The sequence below is a fragment of the Streptosporangium sp. DT93 genome (genome assembly GCF_049844535.1).
Taxonomy (GTDB): Bacteria; Actinomycetota; Actinomycetes; order Streptosporangiales; family Streptosporangiaceae; genus Streptosporangium.
This window is the reverse complement of the sequence record NZ_JBNCLF010000006.1, coordinates 186,711-201,195: the sequence shown is the minus strand read 5'-3', so window position 1 is coordinate 201,195 and position 14,485 is coordinate 186,711. Positions and strand designations below refer to the sequence as shown.

General features: G+C 71.1%; 13 protein-coding genes. 2 read left to right on the top strand and 11 right to left on the bottom strand.

Going from position 1 to position 14,485, the window contains the following annotated elements; all coding sequences use genetic code 11:
- Window positions 1-68 precede the first annotated feature (68 nt).
- From ACLQ2R_RS15595 to ACLQ2R_RS15565, 7 genes are all read right to left on the bottom strand, one after another.
- Window positions 69-1,082, bottom strand: a complete 1,014-nt coding sequence (locus ACLQ2R_RS15595) for an ABC transporter ATP-binding protein (RefSeq protein ID WP_425960470.1) — start codon at window positions 1,080-1,082, stop codon at window positions 69-71.
- 107 nt (window positions 1,083-1,189) lie between these two features.
- Window positions 1,190-2,227, bottom strand: coding sequence for an ABC transporter ATP-binding protein (locus ACLQ2R_RS15590; protein WP_386233704.1), 1,038 nt, complete (start codon window positions 2,225-2,227; stop codon window positions 1,190-1,192).
- On the bottom strand, window positions 2,224-3,237 hold the full coding sequence (locus ACLQ2R_RS15585; protein ID WP_425960203.1) for an ABC transporter permease: 1,014 nt from the start codon (window positions 3,235-3,237) through the stop codon (window positions 2,224-2,226). The genes ACLQ2R_RS15590 and ACLQ2R_RS15585 overlap by 4 nt, the downstream gene beginning before the upstream one ends.
- A 78-nt stretch (window positions 3,238-3,315) precedes the next feature.
- The gene (locus ACLQ2R_RS15580) at window positions 3,316-5,091 is read right to left on the bottom strand and encodes an ABC transporter substrate-binding protein (protein ID WP_425960202.1); all 1,776 of its coding nucleotides are present in this window, start codon (window positions 5,089-5,091) and stop codon (window positions 3,316-3,318) included.
- Between the two features lie 50 nt (window positions 5,092-5,141).
- Complete coding sequence (locus ACLQ2R_RS15575; RefSeq protein ID WP_425960201.1) at window positions 5,142-6,143, bottom strand: ABC transporter permease; 1,002 nt, start codon at window positions 6,141-6,143, stop codon at window positions 5,142-5,144.
- 264 nt (window positions 6,144-6,407) lie between these two features.
- On the bottom strand, window positions 6,408-6,992 hold the full coding sequence (locus ACLQ2R_RS15570; RefSeq protein ID WP_425960200.1) for a cellulose synthase: 585 nt from the start codon (window positions 6,990-6,992) through the stop codon (window positions 6,408-6,410).
- A 134-nt stretch (window positions 6,993-7,126) separates the two neighbouring features.
- Window positions 7,127-7,804: an HAD family hydrolase gene (locus tag ACLQ2R_RS15565; protein WP_425960199.1), complete on the bottom strand. Its 678-nt coding sequence runs from the start codon at window positions 7,802-7,804 to the stop codon at window positions 7,127-7,129.
- 191 nt (window positions 7,805-7,995) lie between these two features.
- Between ACLQ2R_RS15565 and ACLQ2R_RS15560 the strand changes: the two genes are divergently transcribed.
- On the top strand, window positions 7,996-8,454 hold the full coding sequence (locus ACLQ2R_RS15560) for a universal stress protein (protein WP_425960198.1): 459 nt from the start codon (window positions 7,996-7,998) through the stop codon (window positions 8,452-8,454).
- A 64-nt stretch (window positions 8,455-8,518) separates the two neighbouring features.
- Window positions 8,519-9,373 (top strand): PAC2 family protein, encoded by an 855-nt coding sequence (locus ACLQ2R_RS15555; protein WP_425960197.1) that lies wholly within the window; start codon window positions 8,519-8,521, stop codon window positions 9,371-9,373.
- Window positions 9,374-9,518: 145 nt separating this feature from the next.
- On the opposite strand, the gene ACLQ2R_RS15550 is transcribed toward ACLQ2R_RS15555, so the two are convergent.
- The 4 genes from ACLQ2R_RS15550 to nirB all read right to left on the bottom strand — a co-directional run bounded on the left by ACLQ2R_RS15550 (window position 9,519) and on the right by nirB (window position 14,466).
- Window positions 9,519-10,253 (bottom strand): sirohydrochlorin chelatase, encoded by a 735-nt coding sequence (locus ACLQ2R_RS15550; RefSeq protein WP_425960196.1) that lies wholly within the window; start codon window positions 10,251-10,253, stop codon window positions 9,519-9,521.
- Window positions 10,250-11,419, bottom strand: coding sequence for a uroporphyrinogen-III synthase (locus ACLQ2R_RS15545; RefSeq protein WP_425960195.1), 1,170 nt, complete (start codon window positions 11,417-11,419; stop codon window positions 10,250-10,252). Before ACLQ2R_RS15545 ends, ACLQ2R_RS15550 begins: the two co-directional genes overlap by 4 nt.
- Before the next feature lie 64 nt (window positions 11,420-11,483).
- On the bottom strand, window positions 11,484-11,837 hold the full coding sequence (gene nirD, locus ACLQ2R_RS15540; protein ID WP_425960194.1) for a nitrite reductase small subunit NirD: 354 nt from the start codon (window positions 11,835-11,837) through the stop codon (window positions 11,484-11,486).
- 181 nt (window positions 11,838-12,018) lie between these two features.
- A complete protein-coding gene (gene nirB, locus ACLQ2R_RS15535) occupies window positions 12,019-14,466 on the bottom strand; it encodes a nitrite reductase large subunit NirB (RefSeq protein WP_425960193.1) in 2,448 nt (815 codons plus the stop codon).
- Window positions 14,467-14,485 lie beyond the last annotated feature (19 nt).

Sequence of the window (14,485 nt, the reverse complement as noted above, 5' to 3'; positions counted from 1 at the left end):
GGGGCCCGCGGGTCGCCCCCGAGCCTTGAGGCCGTGCCCGCACGGCCGGAACCGGTGCGGCGAAGGCCCTAGTCGACGGTGAGCGCCTGCGCGTTCCCCTTCCCGTCGGAGGCGCCGGGGGCGTTCTCCGGGAAGTGGCAGGCGACCTGGTGGCGAGGGGCCAGCTCGGCCAGCGGCGGCTCCACGGTCTTGCAGACCTCCTGGGCCTTCCAGCACCGGGTGTGGAACCGGCAGGCGGGCGGGGGGCTGAGCGGGCTGGGCACGTCGCCCTGCAGCCGGATGCGCTCGCGGTCGTTGCGCCGCTTGACGTCCGGGATGGGGACGGCCGACATCAGCGCGGTGGTGTACGGGTGCATGGGCGACTCGTACAGGTCCTTGCGGTCGGCCAGCTCGACGATCTTGCCGAGGTACATGACCGCCACCCGGTCGCTGATGTGCCGGACCACCGACAGGTCGTGCGCGATGACCACGTAGGTCAGGTCGAGCTCGTTCTGCAGGTCCTCGAGCAGGTTGACCACCTGGGCCTGGATGGACACGTCCAGGGCCGAGACCGGCTCGTCGGCGACGATGAGCTTGGGCTTGAGCGCGAGCGTGCGGGCGATGCCGATGCGCTGGCGCTGCCCGCCGGAGAACTCGTGGGGGTAGCGGTTGTAGTGCTCGGGGTTGAGCCCTACCAGGGCCAGGATGTCCTGGACCTCCTTCTTGACCCCGTTCTCGGTCTTGACCCCCTGGATGCGGAACGGCGCGCCGACGATGGCGCCGACCGTGTGGCGGGGGTTGAGCGAGGAGTAGGGGTCCTGGAAGATGATCTGCACGTCGCGCCGGAGCGGCCGGATCTTCGCCTGCGACATGTGGGTGATGTCGTGGCCCTCGAAGACGACCTTCCCGCCGGTCGGCTCGATGAGCCTGGTGATCATGCGTCCCGTCGTGGTCTTGCCACAGCCGGACTCGCCCACCAGGCCGAGCGTCTCGCCCTTGCGGACGTCGAAGCTGATCCCGTCGACCGCCTTGACCACGCCGACCTGGCGCTTGAGCAGTCCCTTGGTGACGGGGAAGTGCTTCTCCAGCCCCTGCACCGACAGGAGCGGCTCGCTCTCGGACCCGTGGCGCTCCGGCCGTGCCGCCGGGGCCGCCGGGGTGACCGGGGTGACCGGGGTGACCGGGATGACGGGGTTGTCTGCTCGCTCGCTCACGAGGACTCCAGGTTCGCTTTGATCTCGTTCTCCCAGATGTCCAGCCTGACCTCGCGGGGCATGTGACACCGGACCAGGTGACCGCCCTCGCTCTCCAGCAGCTCGGGCACCTCGGTGGTCGACCTGTCACCGTTACGGCCGGCGAAGGCGCAGCGCGGGTGGAAGGCGCACCCCGAGGGCACGTTGATCAGGGAGGGGGGCGAGCCCTTGATCGGCATCAGCCGCTCGGTCCGCTCGCGGTCCAGGCGTGGCATCGATCCCAGCAAACCCCACGTGTAGGGGTGCTCGGGCCGCTCGAAGATGTCCTCGGCCGTGCCGTACTCGATGCCCTTGCCGCCGTACATCACCAGGATGTCGTCCGACAGCTCCGCGACGACGCCCAGGTCGTGGGTGATGACGATCAGCGCGGCGTTGAAGTCGCGCTGCAGGTCGCGCATCAGGTCCAGGATCTGGGCCTGGACGGTCACGTCGAGGGCCGTGGTCGGCTCGTCGGCGATCAGCAGTTCCGGGTCGCAGGACAGGGCCATCGCGATCATCGCGCGCTGCCGCATGCCGCCGGAGAACTCGTGCGGGTAGCTGTCGACGCGCCTGTCGGGCTGGGGGATGCCCACCCGGCCCAGCATGTCGACGGCGTGCTTGCGCGCGACCTTCTTGCTGACCTGGTTGTGGATGCGGTAGGCCTCCACGATCTGCGCGCCCACGGTGTAGAAGGGGTGCATCGACGACAGCGGATCCTGGAAGATCATCGCCATCTTCTTGCCGCGCAGCAGCCGGACGTGCTCGGCGGAGGCTCCCACCAGCTCCTCGCCGTCCAGCCAGATCTCGCCGGAGATCCTCGCGCGGCCGCCCTTGTGCAGGCCGAGGATGCCCAGCGAGGTGACGCTCTTGCCGGACCCGGACTCGCCGACGATGCCGAGCGTCTTGCCGCGCTCGAGCTGGAACGACAGTCCGTCGACGGACCGGACCAGCCCGTCGTCGGTCGGGAAGTGGATCCGCAGGTCTCTCAGTTCGAGGAAGCTCGTCGGAGTGCTCATCCCAGCCTCACCCTCGGGTCGACCACCGCGTACAGCAGGTCGACGATCAGACTGGCCACCACCACGAAGAGCGCGGCGATCATGGTGACACCCATGATCTTCGGCAGGTCGTTCGACACGATCGCCTGGACCGCGTAGTCGCCGATGCCCTTGAGCGAGAACGTGCTCTCGGTGAGCACCGCGCCGCCCAGCAGCAGGCCCAGGTCCAGGCCGAAGATCGTCAGGATGGGCGTCAGGGCGGCGCGCAGGCCGTGTCTGACGACCACCCGGGACTCCTTCATGCCCTTGGCCCGGGCCGTGCGGATGTAGTCCTCGCCCATGGTCTCCAGCATTCCCGCCCGGGTCAGCCGCGCGTAGGACGCGGCGTAGAGGAAGGCCAGCGTGATCCACGGCAGCAGGAGGTTGTAGGCCCACTGCGCGGGGTTCTCCTGCAGCGGCGTGAAGCTTCCGCCCGGCGCGGTGATGCCGAGCCCGTAGCTGAAGACCACCAGGGAGACGATGCCGGTGAAGAAGATCGGCAGCGAGACTCCCGCGAGCGCGATGCTCATCGCCGCCCGGTCGAATATGGAACCTCTGCGCAGCGCGGACAGCACGCCGACCGCGACCCCGCCGAGCAGCCAGATCACCGAGGCGCCGGCGGCGAGGGACATGGTCACCGGGATGCGGTCGACCAGTTCCGGCCAGACCGGCTGTCTCTTGATGAAGGAGTAACCGAAACAGGGGGCGGGGCACTGCTCGATGGCGACGCCGGTGTCGAACTCGGAACCGACGAAGACACCGCTGATCCAGCGTCCGTACTGCACGGGGATGGGATCGTTGAATCCCAGCTTCTCGGCCGTGACCGAGATCATCTCCGTGCTGGCGGCCCTGCCCATGTACCTGCTGGCGAAGTCCTCCGACGTGGCGCCCGCGAGGCGGGGGACGACGAAGAAGATCGAGAACGTGACCATGCTCACGATGATGAGCATGAGCAGGGCGCCGATCAGGCGCCGGATGATGTAAGTGACCACAGTCCCCCCGGCTCCGGGGACCGGCCTCGTGAGCCGGTCCCCTCAAGCCTCTTCCTTACTGAACAGGATCGCCGACGTTTACTGGACACCCAGGTTCAGGTAGTCGTACATGTCGAACGCGCCGGTGACGAAGACGTTGGTCGCGCCCTGGGGACGGACGAGGACGCTCTTGGACCAGACGCCGGGCAGCACGTAGGCCTGCTCCATGACCTTCTGGTCGATCTGGCCCCAGAGCGCGTCGCGCTCGGCGACCTCGGTCTTCGTGAAGATCTCGTCGATCGTGGCGTCGATCTCCTTGTCCTTGATGCTGAGGTTGTAGTTACCGCCCGACTCGCGGATGGTGCGGCTGTCGACGATCTGCGACATGAAGCCGAAGCCGTCGTTCCAGTCGGCGCCCCAGCCGTTGGTGGCCAGGCCGATGCCGTTCTTCTTCACGAAGTCCGGCTTGCCGGCGTAGAGCGAGAAGTAGTCACCGGTGGGGTAGCCCTTGAGGGTCAGCTTGATGCCGACCTTGGCCAGCGACTGCTGCAGCGACTCGGCGGTCGCCTTCTCCTTGGGACGGTCGGCGCGGTAGGCCATGATCGTCTCGAAGCCGTCGGGCTTGCCGCAGGCGGTGAGGGCCTCCTTGGCCTTGGCCGCGTCGCCGGTGCCGGTCGGGTAGAGGTCCAGCTTCTTCCAGCCGCCCAGGGTCGGGGGCATCAGGCCGGTCGCGATGTCGCCACCGGCGAACTCGCCGCCGTAGGCGTTCTGCAGGCCCACCCGGTCCGCGCCGTAGATGACGGCCTTGCGGCAGTCGACGTTGTCGAGCGGGGGAACGTCGGCGATGATCGAGGTGTACCAGGTCCGGGTGGCGGTGGGGTTGTCCGACCGCGCCTTCAGGGCCGGGTCGCTCAGCACGCGGCCGAGCGCGGCCGGCTGGACACCGGTGCCGGCGAGGTCGATGTGCAGGTCGCCGGAGAGGATCCGGTTGTCGAGGTCGTCGGCGTTGACGCCGAGGGAGATCTCGTAGCCGTCCGGCAGCGCCTTGCGGATCGGGTCGGTCGCCTGGTCCCAGTTCTCGTTGCGGACCAGGGTGTACTGCTTGCCGGCCTCGACCTTGTCGAACTTGTAGGGACCGGAGGCGATCACGTGCTCGCGGTACTTGACGCCCGTGTCCTTGTCCTTGGGGATCGGGATCGTACCGGGCAGGGCCGCGAAGTTGTCGAAGCCTCCGTAGGCCTTCTTGAGGTGGAAGACGATCGTCTGGTCGTCGGGCGTCTCGATCGCGGAGTCGGTGTTGACGTCCGGGGTCTTGTAGACGCTCTTGAAGTCCTTCGGCAGGTCCAGCCAGTCGTTGAAGTACGTCGGGCCGTTGACGAAGGTCTCCTTGTCCATGGACCGCAGGACCGCGTACTTCACGTCCTTGGACGTGATCGGCGTGCCGTCCTCGAACTTCAGGCCCGCGCGGAGCTTGTAGGTCCAGGTCTTGCCACCGTCGCTCGCCTCGCCCAGGTTCTCGGCCAGGTCGGGGGAGAGCTTGCGGCCCTCGGCGCCGGGGGCCGGGGTGTAGGTGACCAGCGAGCGGCCGTAGATGCGGATCAGGTTCCAGGAGAGGCCGTAGTAGGTGTCACCCGGGTCGACCGAGTCCCAGTCCTCGGAGATGGCCATCTTCAGGATGCCACCCTTCTTGTCGGAAGGGTTGAACACCTTCTCCAGGCCGGCGTTGAAGGCGTCGGCGGAGGCGGGAGCACCCGAGCCCGAGGCGCCACCACCGGCGGGGGGCGTCGGCGAGCTGCTGGTACCACCACAGGCGGCGAGCCCGAGGGAGAGAGCGGCACCGGTGGCCGCGAAGGCCAGTGCGGATCGCTTGTTCATTTACTGCACCCCTTGATGGGTAGGGACAACGGGAGGTGGAAGATCGAAGATCAGCGGGACGACTTCGGGTCGAGCGCGTCGCGCAACCCGTCGCCGAAGAGGTTGAACGCCAGCACCGTGATGAAGATCGCCATGCCGGGGAAGAACATGAAGTGCGGCACGTTGTAGAACTTGACGGCCTGCGAGAGCATGCCTCCCCAGGTCGCCGTGGGCGCCTGGATGCCGACCCCGAGGAACGACAGCGCCGCCTCGAAGAGCACGTTCGTGGGGATGAGCAGCGTCGCGTAGACGAGGATCGGGGCGATCAGGTTCGGCAGGATCTCGCGGAACAGGATGTACGGGCCGCGGGCGCCCAGGCTGCGGGCGGCGTCGACGAACTCCCGCTCCCGCAGCGACAGGGTCTGGCCCCGGATGATCCTGCCGATGTAGGGCCAGTTGAAGAAGCCGATCACGAAGATCAGCAGGCCGATGCGCAGGGTGTCCCCCGACACCCCGAGGCTCTGCTCGAACTGTCCGAGGACCCCGACCAGCGCCATGGCGAAGACCAGGAGGGGGAAGGCGAGGAAGACGTCCATCGCGCGGCTGATCAGGGTGTCGACCCAGCCGCCGAAGTACCCGGCCACCACGCCCATGACGGTGCCGATGACGACGGAGAGGAAGGTGGCGAGGACCGCGATCAGCAGCGAGATCCGCGCCCCGTAGATCACCCGGCTGAAGAGGTCACGGCCGTTGACCGGCTCCACGCCGAAGAGGAACTCTCCCCCGATGCCCGTGCCGCCCCTGGGCGTCATGGTGGAGGTGTCGATCATCTCCTGGTGGAACTCGTTCGGCGGGTGGCCGAACACGCTGACGATCAGCGGCGCGAAGATCGCGGTGAGGATCAGCAGGATCACCACGCCGGCACCGACGAGCGCGACCTTGTCGCGCTTCAGGTGCATCCAGGCGATCTGCCCGAGCGAGCGGCCTTGGATGGCCTTCGCGCTCGACCCGGCGAGCACTGCCTCCGGCGGGACCTCGGCGGGTTTGCCGGGTGCGTCGAGCGGTGCGGTCATACAGGTGGCCCCCTGGATCCCAGACGACATTGTCCGTCGGCTCGCCGTCCGGTTCGGACGGCGAGCCGTGAGTCTGTGGGCCAGTATTCTTGGTCCCGTGCGCAGAATCTACGGGCTGAACTGCACTGACCAGTCCCCTGGGGCGCTATGTGGCTTAACTGTGATTCACGCGAAATTCATTTGTTTTGATCCTGCGGAAAATGTCTGGACGCCGTTCCGCTTCTGTCTCGGAACCGTGACATGAAAACGGGCCGTCACCGTACGTCATCCGATTCCGCGGCGCTTGAGGATGTCCTCGATGTCGGAGAAATCGTCGTCGGCGGCCGGCCGGGCCGCGGCGGGCCGGGCGGCCGGGGCCGGGGCGGGCGCGGCCTGTTCCCTGGGGGTGCGCTTGGGCAGCGGCTGGGTGGGGGCCGTCGCACCGGGCAGTGAGGCCCGGCCCTGCCCGGCCGTGGCCGCGGCGGCCGGAGCGGCCGAGGAGGCGGGAACGGCCGGAGTGGCCGGAGTGGCCGATCGCCCGGAGGACCCCGGCGCCGCGGACCTGAGCCGCCGGCCGCGCAGGAAACCCGAGATCAGGAAGAGCAGCACCGACAGCCCGGCCACCCCCACCCCGGCCCACACCATGGGGTTCAGCGCCAGGCCGGCCACGAAGGAGACGATCGCCGTGCCGATCTGCCACAGGGTGGGCAGCGCCCCGGTCAGGTAGGCCGCGATCGGCAGCAGCGACCAGCCCATGGCGCGCAGCCCCGCGGCGGCCCCCCGGCGCCGCATCAGCAGGAAACTCAGCACCAGTCCCACCCCGGTGATCCCGGCGCAGAGCGGCAACCACGCGATCTGTCCGAACGACATAGCAGATCCCCTCGTTTAGGCGTACCCGTTCTCCATCCTGGCACGTGGATCCGGGACGGGGTCTCCTTCCTGAGGAGGGATCACCCCCTAGGGGGACGGAGCCCGCGTCCCGCCCGGTATCGGGGAGATCCCCCTCAGGGGCGGGTGGCCGACAGCGCGCGCAGGACGGCCACGTCGACCTCCAGCAGCGAGCCGGCCACCAGCCGTCCGGGTGCCTCGGGGATCGGCAGCACGCTCGGCACGGCCACCACCCGGCATCCGGCCGCGGTCGCCGCCGTCACCCCGTTCGGGGAGTCCTCCAGCGCGACGCAGCGGGCCGGATCGGCGCCCAGCAGCCGGGCCGCCGTCAGGTAGGGCTCGGGGTCGGGCTTGGGCCTGGCCACGTCGTCACCGGTGACGACGTGGTCGAAGTGATGGGTGCCGATGCTGCGCAGGCACGCCTCGGCGATCGGCCGGGCCGAGGAGGTGACCAGCGCGGCGGCCAGGCCCTCCCGGCGCACCTCGGCCAGCAGGGCGGCGGCGCCGGGCATCATCTCCACCCCGCCGGACAGGCGGGCCACCATGCCCTCCAGCATCCAGGTCTCCACCCGCTCCGGCGCGACACCGGAGCCGGAGACGCGGATCATGTACGCCACGCTGGAGGCCATGGAGCCGCCCACCAGGTTCTCCTGGTCGGCGGGCGTCCAGCCGGCGCCCAGCCGCTCCATCACCTCGGCCTCGACCTGGAACCAGATCTTCTCGCTGTCCACGAGAAGCCCGTCCATGTCGAACAGGACCCCCTGCATCGTCTCGCCCCCCCGATCGTCGGTCATACGTCGATATGTCCGGCCCCGGTGGGAGCCGTCACCCGCCCGGCCGGGACGGCCGGGACGGACAGCGGGGACGGCGTGCGCGGGGTGCTCGTCATGGGAGCAAGGGTACCGGGGGCCGTCCGGGAGGTTATCGTTCGCGGAGGCAATTGAACGGCGCGTCCAATTACTCCCGTGACCCGTGTGAGGTAACGATGACGACCTACCGCACCATCCTCGTCGGCACCGACGGCTCCGCCTCCTCCTTCGGAGCGGTCTCCTCGGCCGCCTCCCTGGCCGCCGCCACCGGCGCCGTCCTCGTGCTGGCGTGCGCCTACGCCCCGATGCGCGAGCGCGAGCGGACCGCCGCGGCCGACGCCCTCGGCGACCTCTCCTACAAGGTCAACGGCTCCACCCCGGCCGACGACGCCCTGCGGGCCGCCCGCGAGCACGCGGTCGCCGCGGGCGCCCGGACGGTCGAGCTGGCCGCCGAGGAGGGCGACGCCGTGGACGTGCTGGTCTCGCTCGCGGACAGGCGCGGGGCCGACCTCGTGGTCGTCGGCAACCGGGGGCTCAACAGCCTCGCCGGAAGGCTTCTGGGCTCGGTGCCGTCGGCCGTCTCGCAGCGCGCGGGCCGCGACGTCCTGATCGTCCACACCACCTCGGGGAGGTGACGTGAAGCCCCCCTCACCGCATAGGCTTAGCCGGATAGGACGGTACGGCGAAAAGGAGGGGCGCGTGATCGAGATCGAAGGTCTGCCCGAGCTCGTCGACCCGGTGATGATCGCCGCGTTCGAGGGGTGGAACGACGCGGGCGAGGCCTCGAGCGGCGTGATCGCGCACCTGGAGGACGAGTGGAAGGCCACCCCGCTGGTCGCCATCGACCCCGAGGACTACTACGACTTCCAGGTGACCCGCCCGATCGTCGAGATGGGCGAGGGACTGACCCGCTCCATCACCTGGCCCACCACCAAGCTCTCGGTGGCCAGGCCCCCGGGCGTCGACCGCGACGTGGTGCTGCTGCGCGGCATCGAGCCCAACATGCGCTGGCGGGCGTTCTGCGAGGAGATCGTGGTGGTCTGCCGTGAGCTGGGGGTCGAACTGGCCGTCCTGCTCGGCGCGCTGCTCAACGACTCCCCGCACACCCGCCCGGTGCCGATCGTGGGGTCGGCGACCGACGAGGGCCTGGCCAGGGCGATCAACCTGGAGCTGAGCCGCTACGAGGGCCCCACCGGCATCGTCGGCGTGCTCCAGCACTCCCTGGGCGCCGCCGGCGTGCACGCCGTCTCGCTGTGGGCCTCGGTGCCGCACTACGTGGCCCAGCCGCCCAACCCGAAGGCCACCATGGCGCTGCTCAGCCGGATGGAGGACCTGCTCGACATCCCGATGCCGCTGGGCGAGCTGGCCGAGGAGTCACGGGCCTGGGAGCACGGCGTGGACGAGCTGGCCTCCCAGGACAGCGAGGTCGCCGAGTACGTCAAGGAGCTCGAGGAGCGCAAGGACGCCGCCGAGCTGCCCGAGGCGAGCGGCGACGCCATCGCGGCCGAGTTCGAGCGCTACCTGCGCCGCCGCGACCGCGACTCCGACGGCTGAGACCCCGGAGGCCGGGGTCCCTTCCGGCGATCCACGGGCCGAGGGGCCTGACCCGCCGGGGGCCCCGAGGCTCCGGGAGCCGGGATCGGGGCAGTGCCCACCGTGCCCACCGTGCCGGCCCTGCCCGCCGTGACGTCTCCGGCGGTCAGGCCGGGCGCGACATCTCCCGCAGGCTCCGCCGTGCCCGGTCGGCACCGGCGGCCACCGCCGCCCGGCGGGCCTGGTCGAAGCGGGTCCAGATCAGCGCGGCCAGGTCGGCGTCCACCCCCAGGGGCTGGGAGACCAGGTCGGCCCCGGCCGCCTCCAGACGGCCCTGGAAGAACCCGGGCGCCAGCAGGTAGGAGGCCAGCGCGACCCGCGGCGCCGGTCCCGAGCGTGATCGCTCCAGGGTCTCGGCGACCGTGGGGGTGCCCGCGGCGGCGAAGGCCGCGGTGACCGGGCGGGCGAGCCGGACCGACAGCAGCCGGGCCGCCGCCCGTACGTCGGCCAGGGCCGCGGGGTCGGAGGAGCCCGCCGCCCCCAGGATCACCGAGTCCGACGTCCGCAGGCCCGCGGCGGCCAGCCGCCGCGCCAGGACGCCGGTCAGCAGCGGGTGCGGCCCCAGCGGGGACGCGACCACGGCGTCCGGCCCGGCGGCGGCCATCACCGAGGGCAGGTCGACGTGCACGTGGTAGCCGCCCGCCAGCAGCAGCGGGACCACCACGACGGGGCCGGTCAGCCCGGCGAGCACGCCGGCCAGCGGGGGCGAGCTGATCTCCAGGAACGCCTGCTCGACGCGCGTCCCCGGGCGCGTGGCGCGCACCAGGTCGCACAGTCCCGCCACGGTCTCCTCCCCCCTGGCGCTGCGCGTCCCGTGCCCGGCCAGCACCAGCGTCGTCAAAGGCCCTCGCCACGGTCGCAGGCCAGCCGGTAGCCGCGCTTGACGACCGTCTCGACGATGCCCGAAGGGCCGAGGGCGCGGCGCAGGCGGGTGATGGCCATCTCGACCGCGTGCTCGGCCGAGTCCCGCGAGGGTCCGCCCGGGAGCACGACGCGCAGGTCCGAGCGGGCCACCACGTGCCCGGGCTTGTCGGCCAGGCGCTTGAGGACGGCCATCGGCGCCGGCGGCAGCGGCTTCAGTTCCCCGTCCACGGCGACGGCGTGGCCGCGGATCTCCAGCCGGTGGCCGCCGGCGGTCAGCCGGGTGACGCTGTGCTCGGGAAGGTGCCGGGCGAGCGTACGGGCCAGCGTGCCCAGCCGGGAGCGTTCGGGCTGAACGGTGCGCACCCCGCGCGCCTCCAGCGGGGCCGCGGTGACCGGTCCCACGCAGGCGGCCACGACCGGGCCGGCGAACGCCGCGACCAGCGCGTCCTCCAGCCCCTCGGCGCGGGCGGAGTTGAGCATGGCCAGCACGGCCGGCGCGCTGGTGAACGCCACCGCGTCCACCCCTCCGGAGATCGCCTGGCTGACCAGGCGGCGCAGCGGCGACACGTCGCGGTAGGGCAGCCACCGGTAGACGGGCACCTCGATGACCTCCGCCCCGGCCTCGCGCAGCGCGGCCACGAAACCGGTGAGCGGCTCCCCGTGCAGCTGCACGGCGATGCGGCGCCCGCGCAGGTCCTGGGCGAGCAGGTACTGCTTGACCTCCTCGCACGACTCGGTGGGCGGGGTCCAGTGGTCGGTCAGGCCCGCGGCCCGTACCGCGCCGCGCGCCTTGGGGCCGCGGGTCAGCAGCCGGGCGGCGGTCAGGTGCTCGGCGAGCTCGCCCGACAGGCCCCAGCCCTCGGCCGCGGCCATCCAGCCCCGGAAGCCGACGCCGGTGGTGACCACCACGTCGTCGACGGGAGCGGCCAGGCTGGTCCGGGTGGCGGCCAGCAGCTCGGCGTCCTCGGCCAGGGGCACCAGCCGGATCGCCGGGGCGCGCACCACCCTGGCGCCCCGGCGTTCCAGCAGCGCGCAGAACTCCTCGCGCCGGCGGGTGGCGGTGACCCCGATCGTGAACCCGGCCAGCGCGTCGGGCGCGGTCTCCGGGGAGCCGAGGTGGTCCTCGGCGACGGTGATGCTCATCTGTCGTTCACCACTCCTTCGTGGATACCGTGCCGGTCGCGGGCCGGTCGCGGGCCCTTCGCGCTCATCCCGCGCTCACCTCGACCGCCCCGCCGGCCAGCCGGACCGGGTAGATCGGCACGACCACCGGCTCCTCGTCCAGGCAGGCCCCGGTGACCAGGGAGAACGCCTGCTTGTGCATGGGAGAGACGACGATGGGCTCACCGGAGCGGGTGCCCACGATCCCCCGGGACAGGACCTGGGCGCCGCTGAACGGATCGCGGTTGCCGATCGCGTACAGGGCCCCGTCGAAGGTGCGGAACACCGCGATCTGGTGGCCGCCGACGAGCGCGCAGGCTCCGCGCTCGGGCAGCAGGTCGGTGTAGGAGCAGACCGGCGTCCAGACGGTCGTCTCCAGGGCTTCGCGTACGGCGGTCATCGGTGCGGGCCTTTCTGCTCGGGCTGCTCGGGTCATGCGGGGTGCCCGGGTCCTCGGGTGCCCGGGTGCTCGGATGCGGTGGTCTCGGTGCGGTGGTCTCGGTGCGGTGGTCTCGGCGCGGTGGTCTCGGCGCGGTGGTCTGGGTGCGGTGGCCGGAGCGGTCGTGCCCCGGACGCGCGGTTCAGGAGCGGACCACCTCCAGCGGGATCAGGACCGGCTTGACCTGGTCGCGTTCGGTCTCGAAGGCGATCGAGGGGTCGGGCGTCCCCGGGGCGTTGACGAACGAGACGAACCGGCGCAGCTTCTCCGGGTCCTCGATCGCGGCGCGCCACTCGTCGGCGTAACCGGCCACGTGCCGTCCCATCTGGGCGTCCAGGTCGGCGCAGATCCCGAGGGAGTCCTCCAGGACCACCTCCCTGACGTAGTCCAGCCCCTGGTTCTCCAGCCAGACCGAGGTGCGCTGCAGGCGGTCGGCGGTGCGGATGTAGAACATCAGGAACCGGTCGATGACGCGGATCAGCTCCTCGGTGTCCAGGTCGGAGGCGAACAGGTCGGCGTGGCGCGGGGTGAAGCCGCCGTTGCCGCCCACGTAGAGGTTCCAGCCCAGCTCGGTGGCGATGATGCCGAAGTCCTTGCCCCGGGCCTCGGCGCACTCGCGGGCACAGCCGGACACGGCCGACTTGAGCTTGTGCGGCGAGCGCAGCCCCCGGTAGCGCAGCTCCAGCGCCACCGCCAGGCCGACCGCGTCCTGCACGCCGTAGCGGCACCAGGTGGAGCCCACGCACGACTTCACCGTGCGCAGCGCCTTGCCGTAGGCGTGGCCGGACTCGAAGCCGGCGTCCACCAGGCGCTTCCAGATGAGCGGGAGCTGCTCCACCCGGGCCCCGAACAGGTCGATCCGCTGACCTCCGGTGATCTTGGTGTAGAGGTCGAAGTCGCGGGCCACCTCGCCGATCACGATCAGCTTCTCGGGGGTGATCTCCCCGCCGGGGATGCGCGGCACCACCGAGTAGGTCCCGTTGCGCTGAATGTTGGCCATGAAGTGGTCGTTGGTGTCCTGCAGCGCGGCCTGCTCGCCGTCGAGGATGTGGCCGTTGCCGAGCGAGGCCAGGATCGAGGCGACGACGGGCTTGCACACGTCGCAGCCGCGCCCGGCGCCGTGCTCGGCGATGATCTGCGAGAACGTGGTGAGCCCGCGGACCCGCACGATGTCGAACAGCTCGGCCCTGCTCTGCTCGAAGTGCTCGCACAACGCCTTGGAGACCTCGACGCCCGAGGAGACGAGGAGCTGCTTGAGCATCGGGACGCAGCTGCCGCAGGTGGTGCCCGCCCGAGTGCAGGCCTTGATCCCGGGCACGTCGGTGAGGCCGTGGTCGGCGATGGCCGCGCAGACCTGCCCCTTGGTGACGTTGTTGCAGGAGCAGACCTGGGCGTCGTCGGGCAGTTCCATGCTCGCCGGGCCGCCGGTGAACAGCAGCTCGCTCGGCGATCCCGGCAGCTCGCGTCCGACGAACGGCTTGAGGGTGGTGTACGGGGTGGCGTCGCCGACGCAGATCCCGCCCAGCAGCGTGCGGGCGTCGTCGCTGACGAAGAGCCTCTGGTAGACGCCGCCCACCGGGTCCATGAACGTCACGTCCAGCGCGCCGTCCATGGCGCCGAACTGGGCGACCTCCACGCCGAGCAGCTTGAGCTTGGTGGACAGGTCGGCGCGGGCGAAGACCGCCTCGCCGCCGCAGACGCGGTCGGCGGCGACCTCGGCCATCGTGAAGCAGGGGCCGACCAGCCCGTAGACCATGCCGTCGTGCAGCGCGCACTCGCCGACCGCGTAGATCGCCGGGTCGCTGGTGCGCATCCCGTCGTCCACCGCGATCCCGCCGCGCGCGCCGACCTCCAGCCCGGCCTGCCGGGCCAGCTCGTCGCGGGGCCTGACGCCCGCGGAGAAGATCACGATCTGCGCCTCGACGGTCTCCCCGTCGGGCTTGACCAGCCCGGCGACCCGCCCGTCCGGGCCGGCGACGATCTCCTTGGCGCCCGCGTCGGTGTGCACGGTCAGGCCCAGGGCCTCCACGTGGCCGCGGAGCACGGAACCGCCGCCCTCGTCGACCTGGCGGGGCATGAGCCAGCCGCCCATCTCGACCACGTGCGTGTCCATGCCCAGGCCGCGCAGCGCGTCGGCGGCCTCCAGGCCGAGCAGCCCGCCGCCGATGACCACGCCGGCGGTGGCGTCCGCGGCGGCCTCCCTGATCGCGTCGAGGTCGTCGATCGTGCGGTAGACGAAGCAGCCCTCCAGCTCCCTGCCGGGCACCGGTGGCACGAACGGGCTGGACCCGGTGGCCAGCACCAGCGTGTCGTAGGGCTCCCGGTGGCCGTCGGCGGTGACGACCTCCCGGCCCGGCCGGTCGATCTCGACGACGCGGGACGAGAGCCGCAGTACGACGCCGTCGGGCACGGGGTAGCCGAGGTCCTCCGCGCTCCTCCCGGTCAGGTACGAGGTCAGCGCCACCCGGTCGTACGCCGGCCGGGGCTCCTCCCCCAGCACGGTGATCCGGCCCGCGAAGCCCTTGGCGATCAGGGCCTCGACCAGGCGGTGCGCCGTCGGTCCGTGTCCTACCACGACAAGCCGTGACATGGTCGTCCTTCCCTTCTCG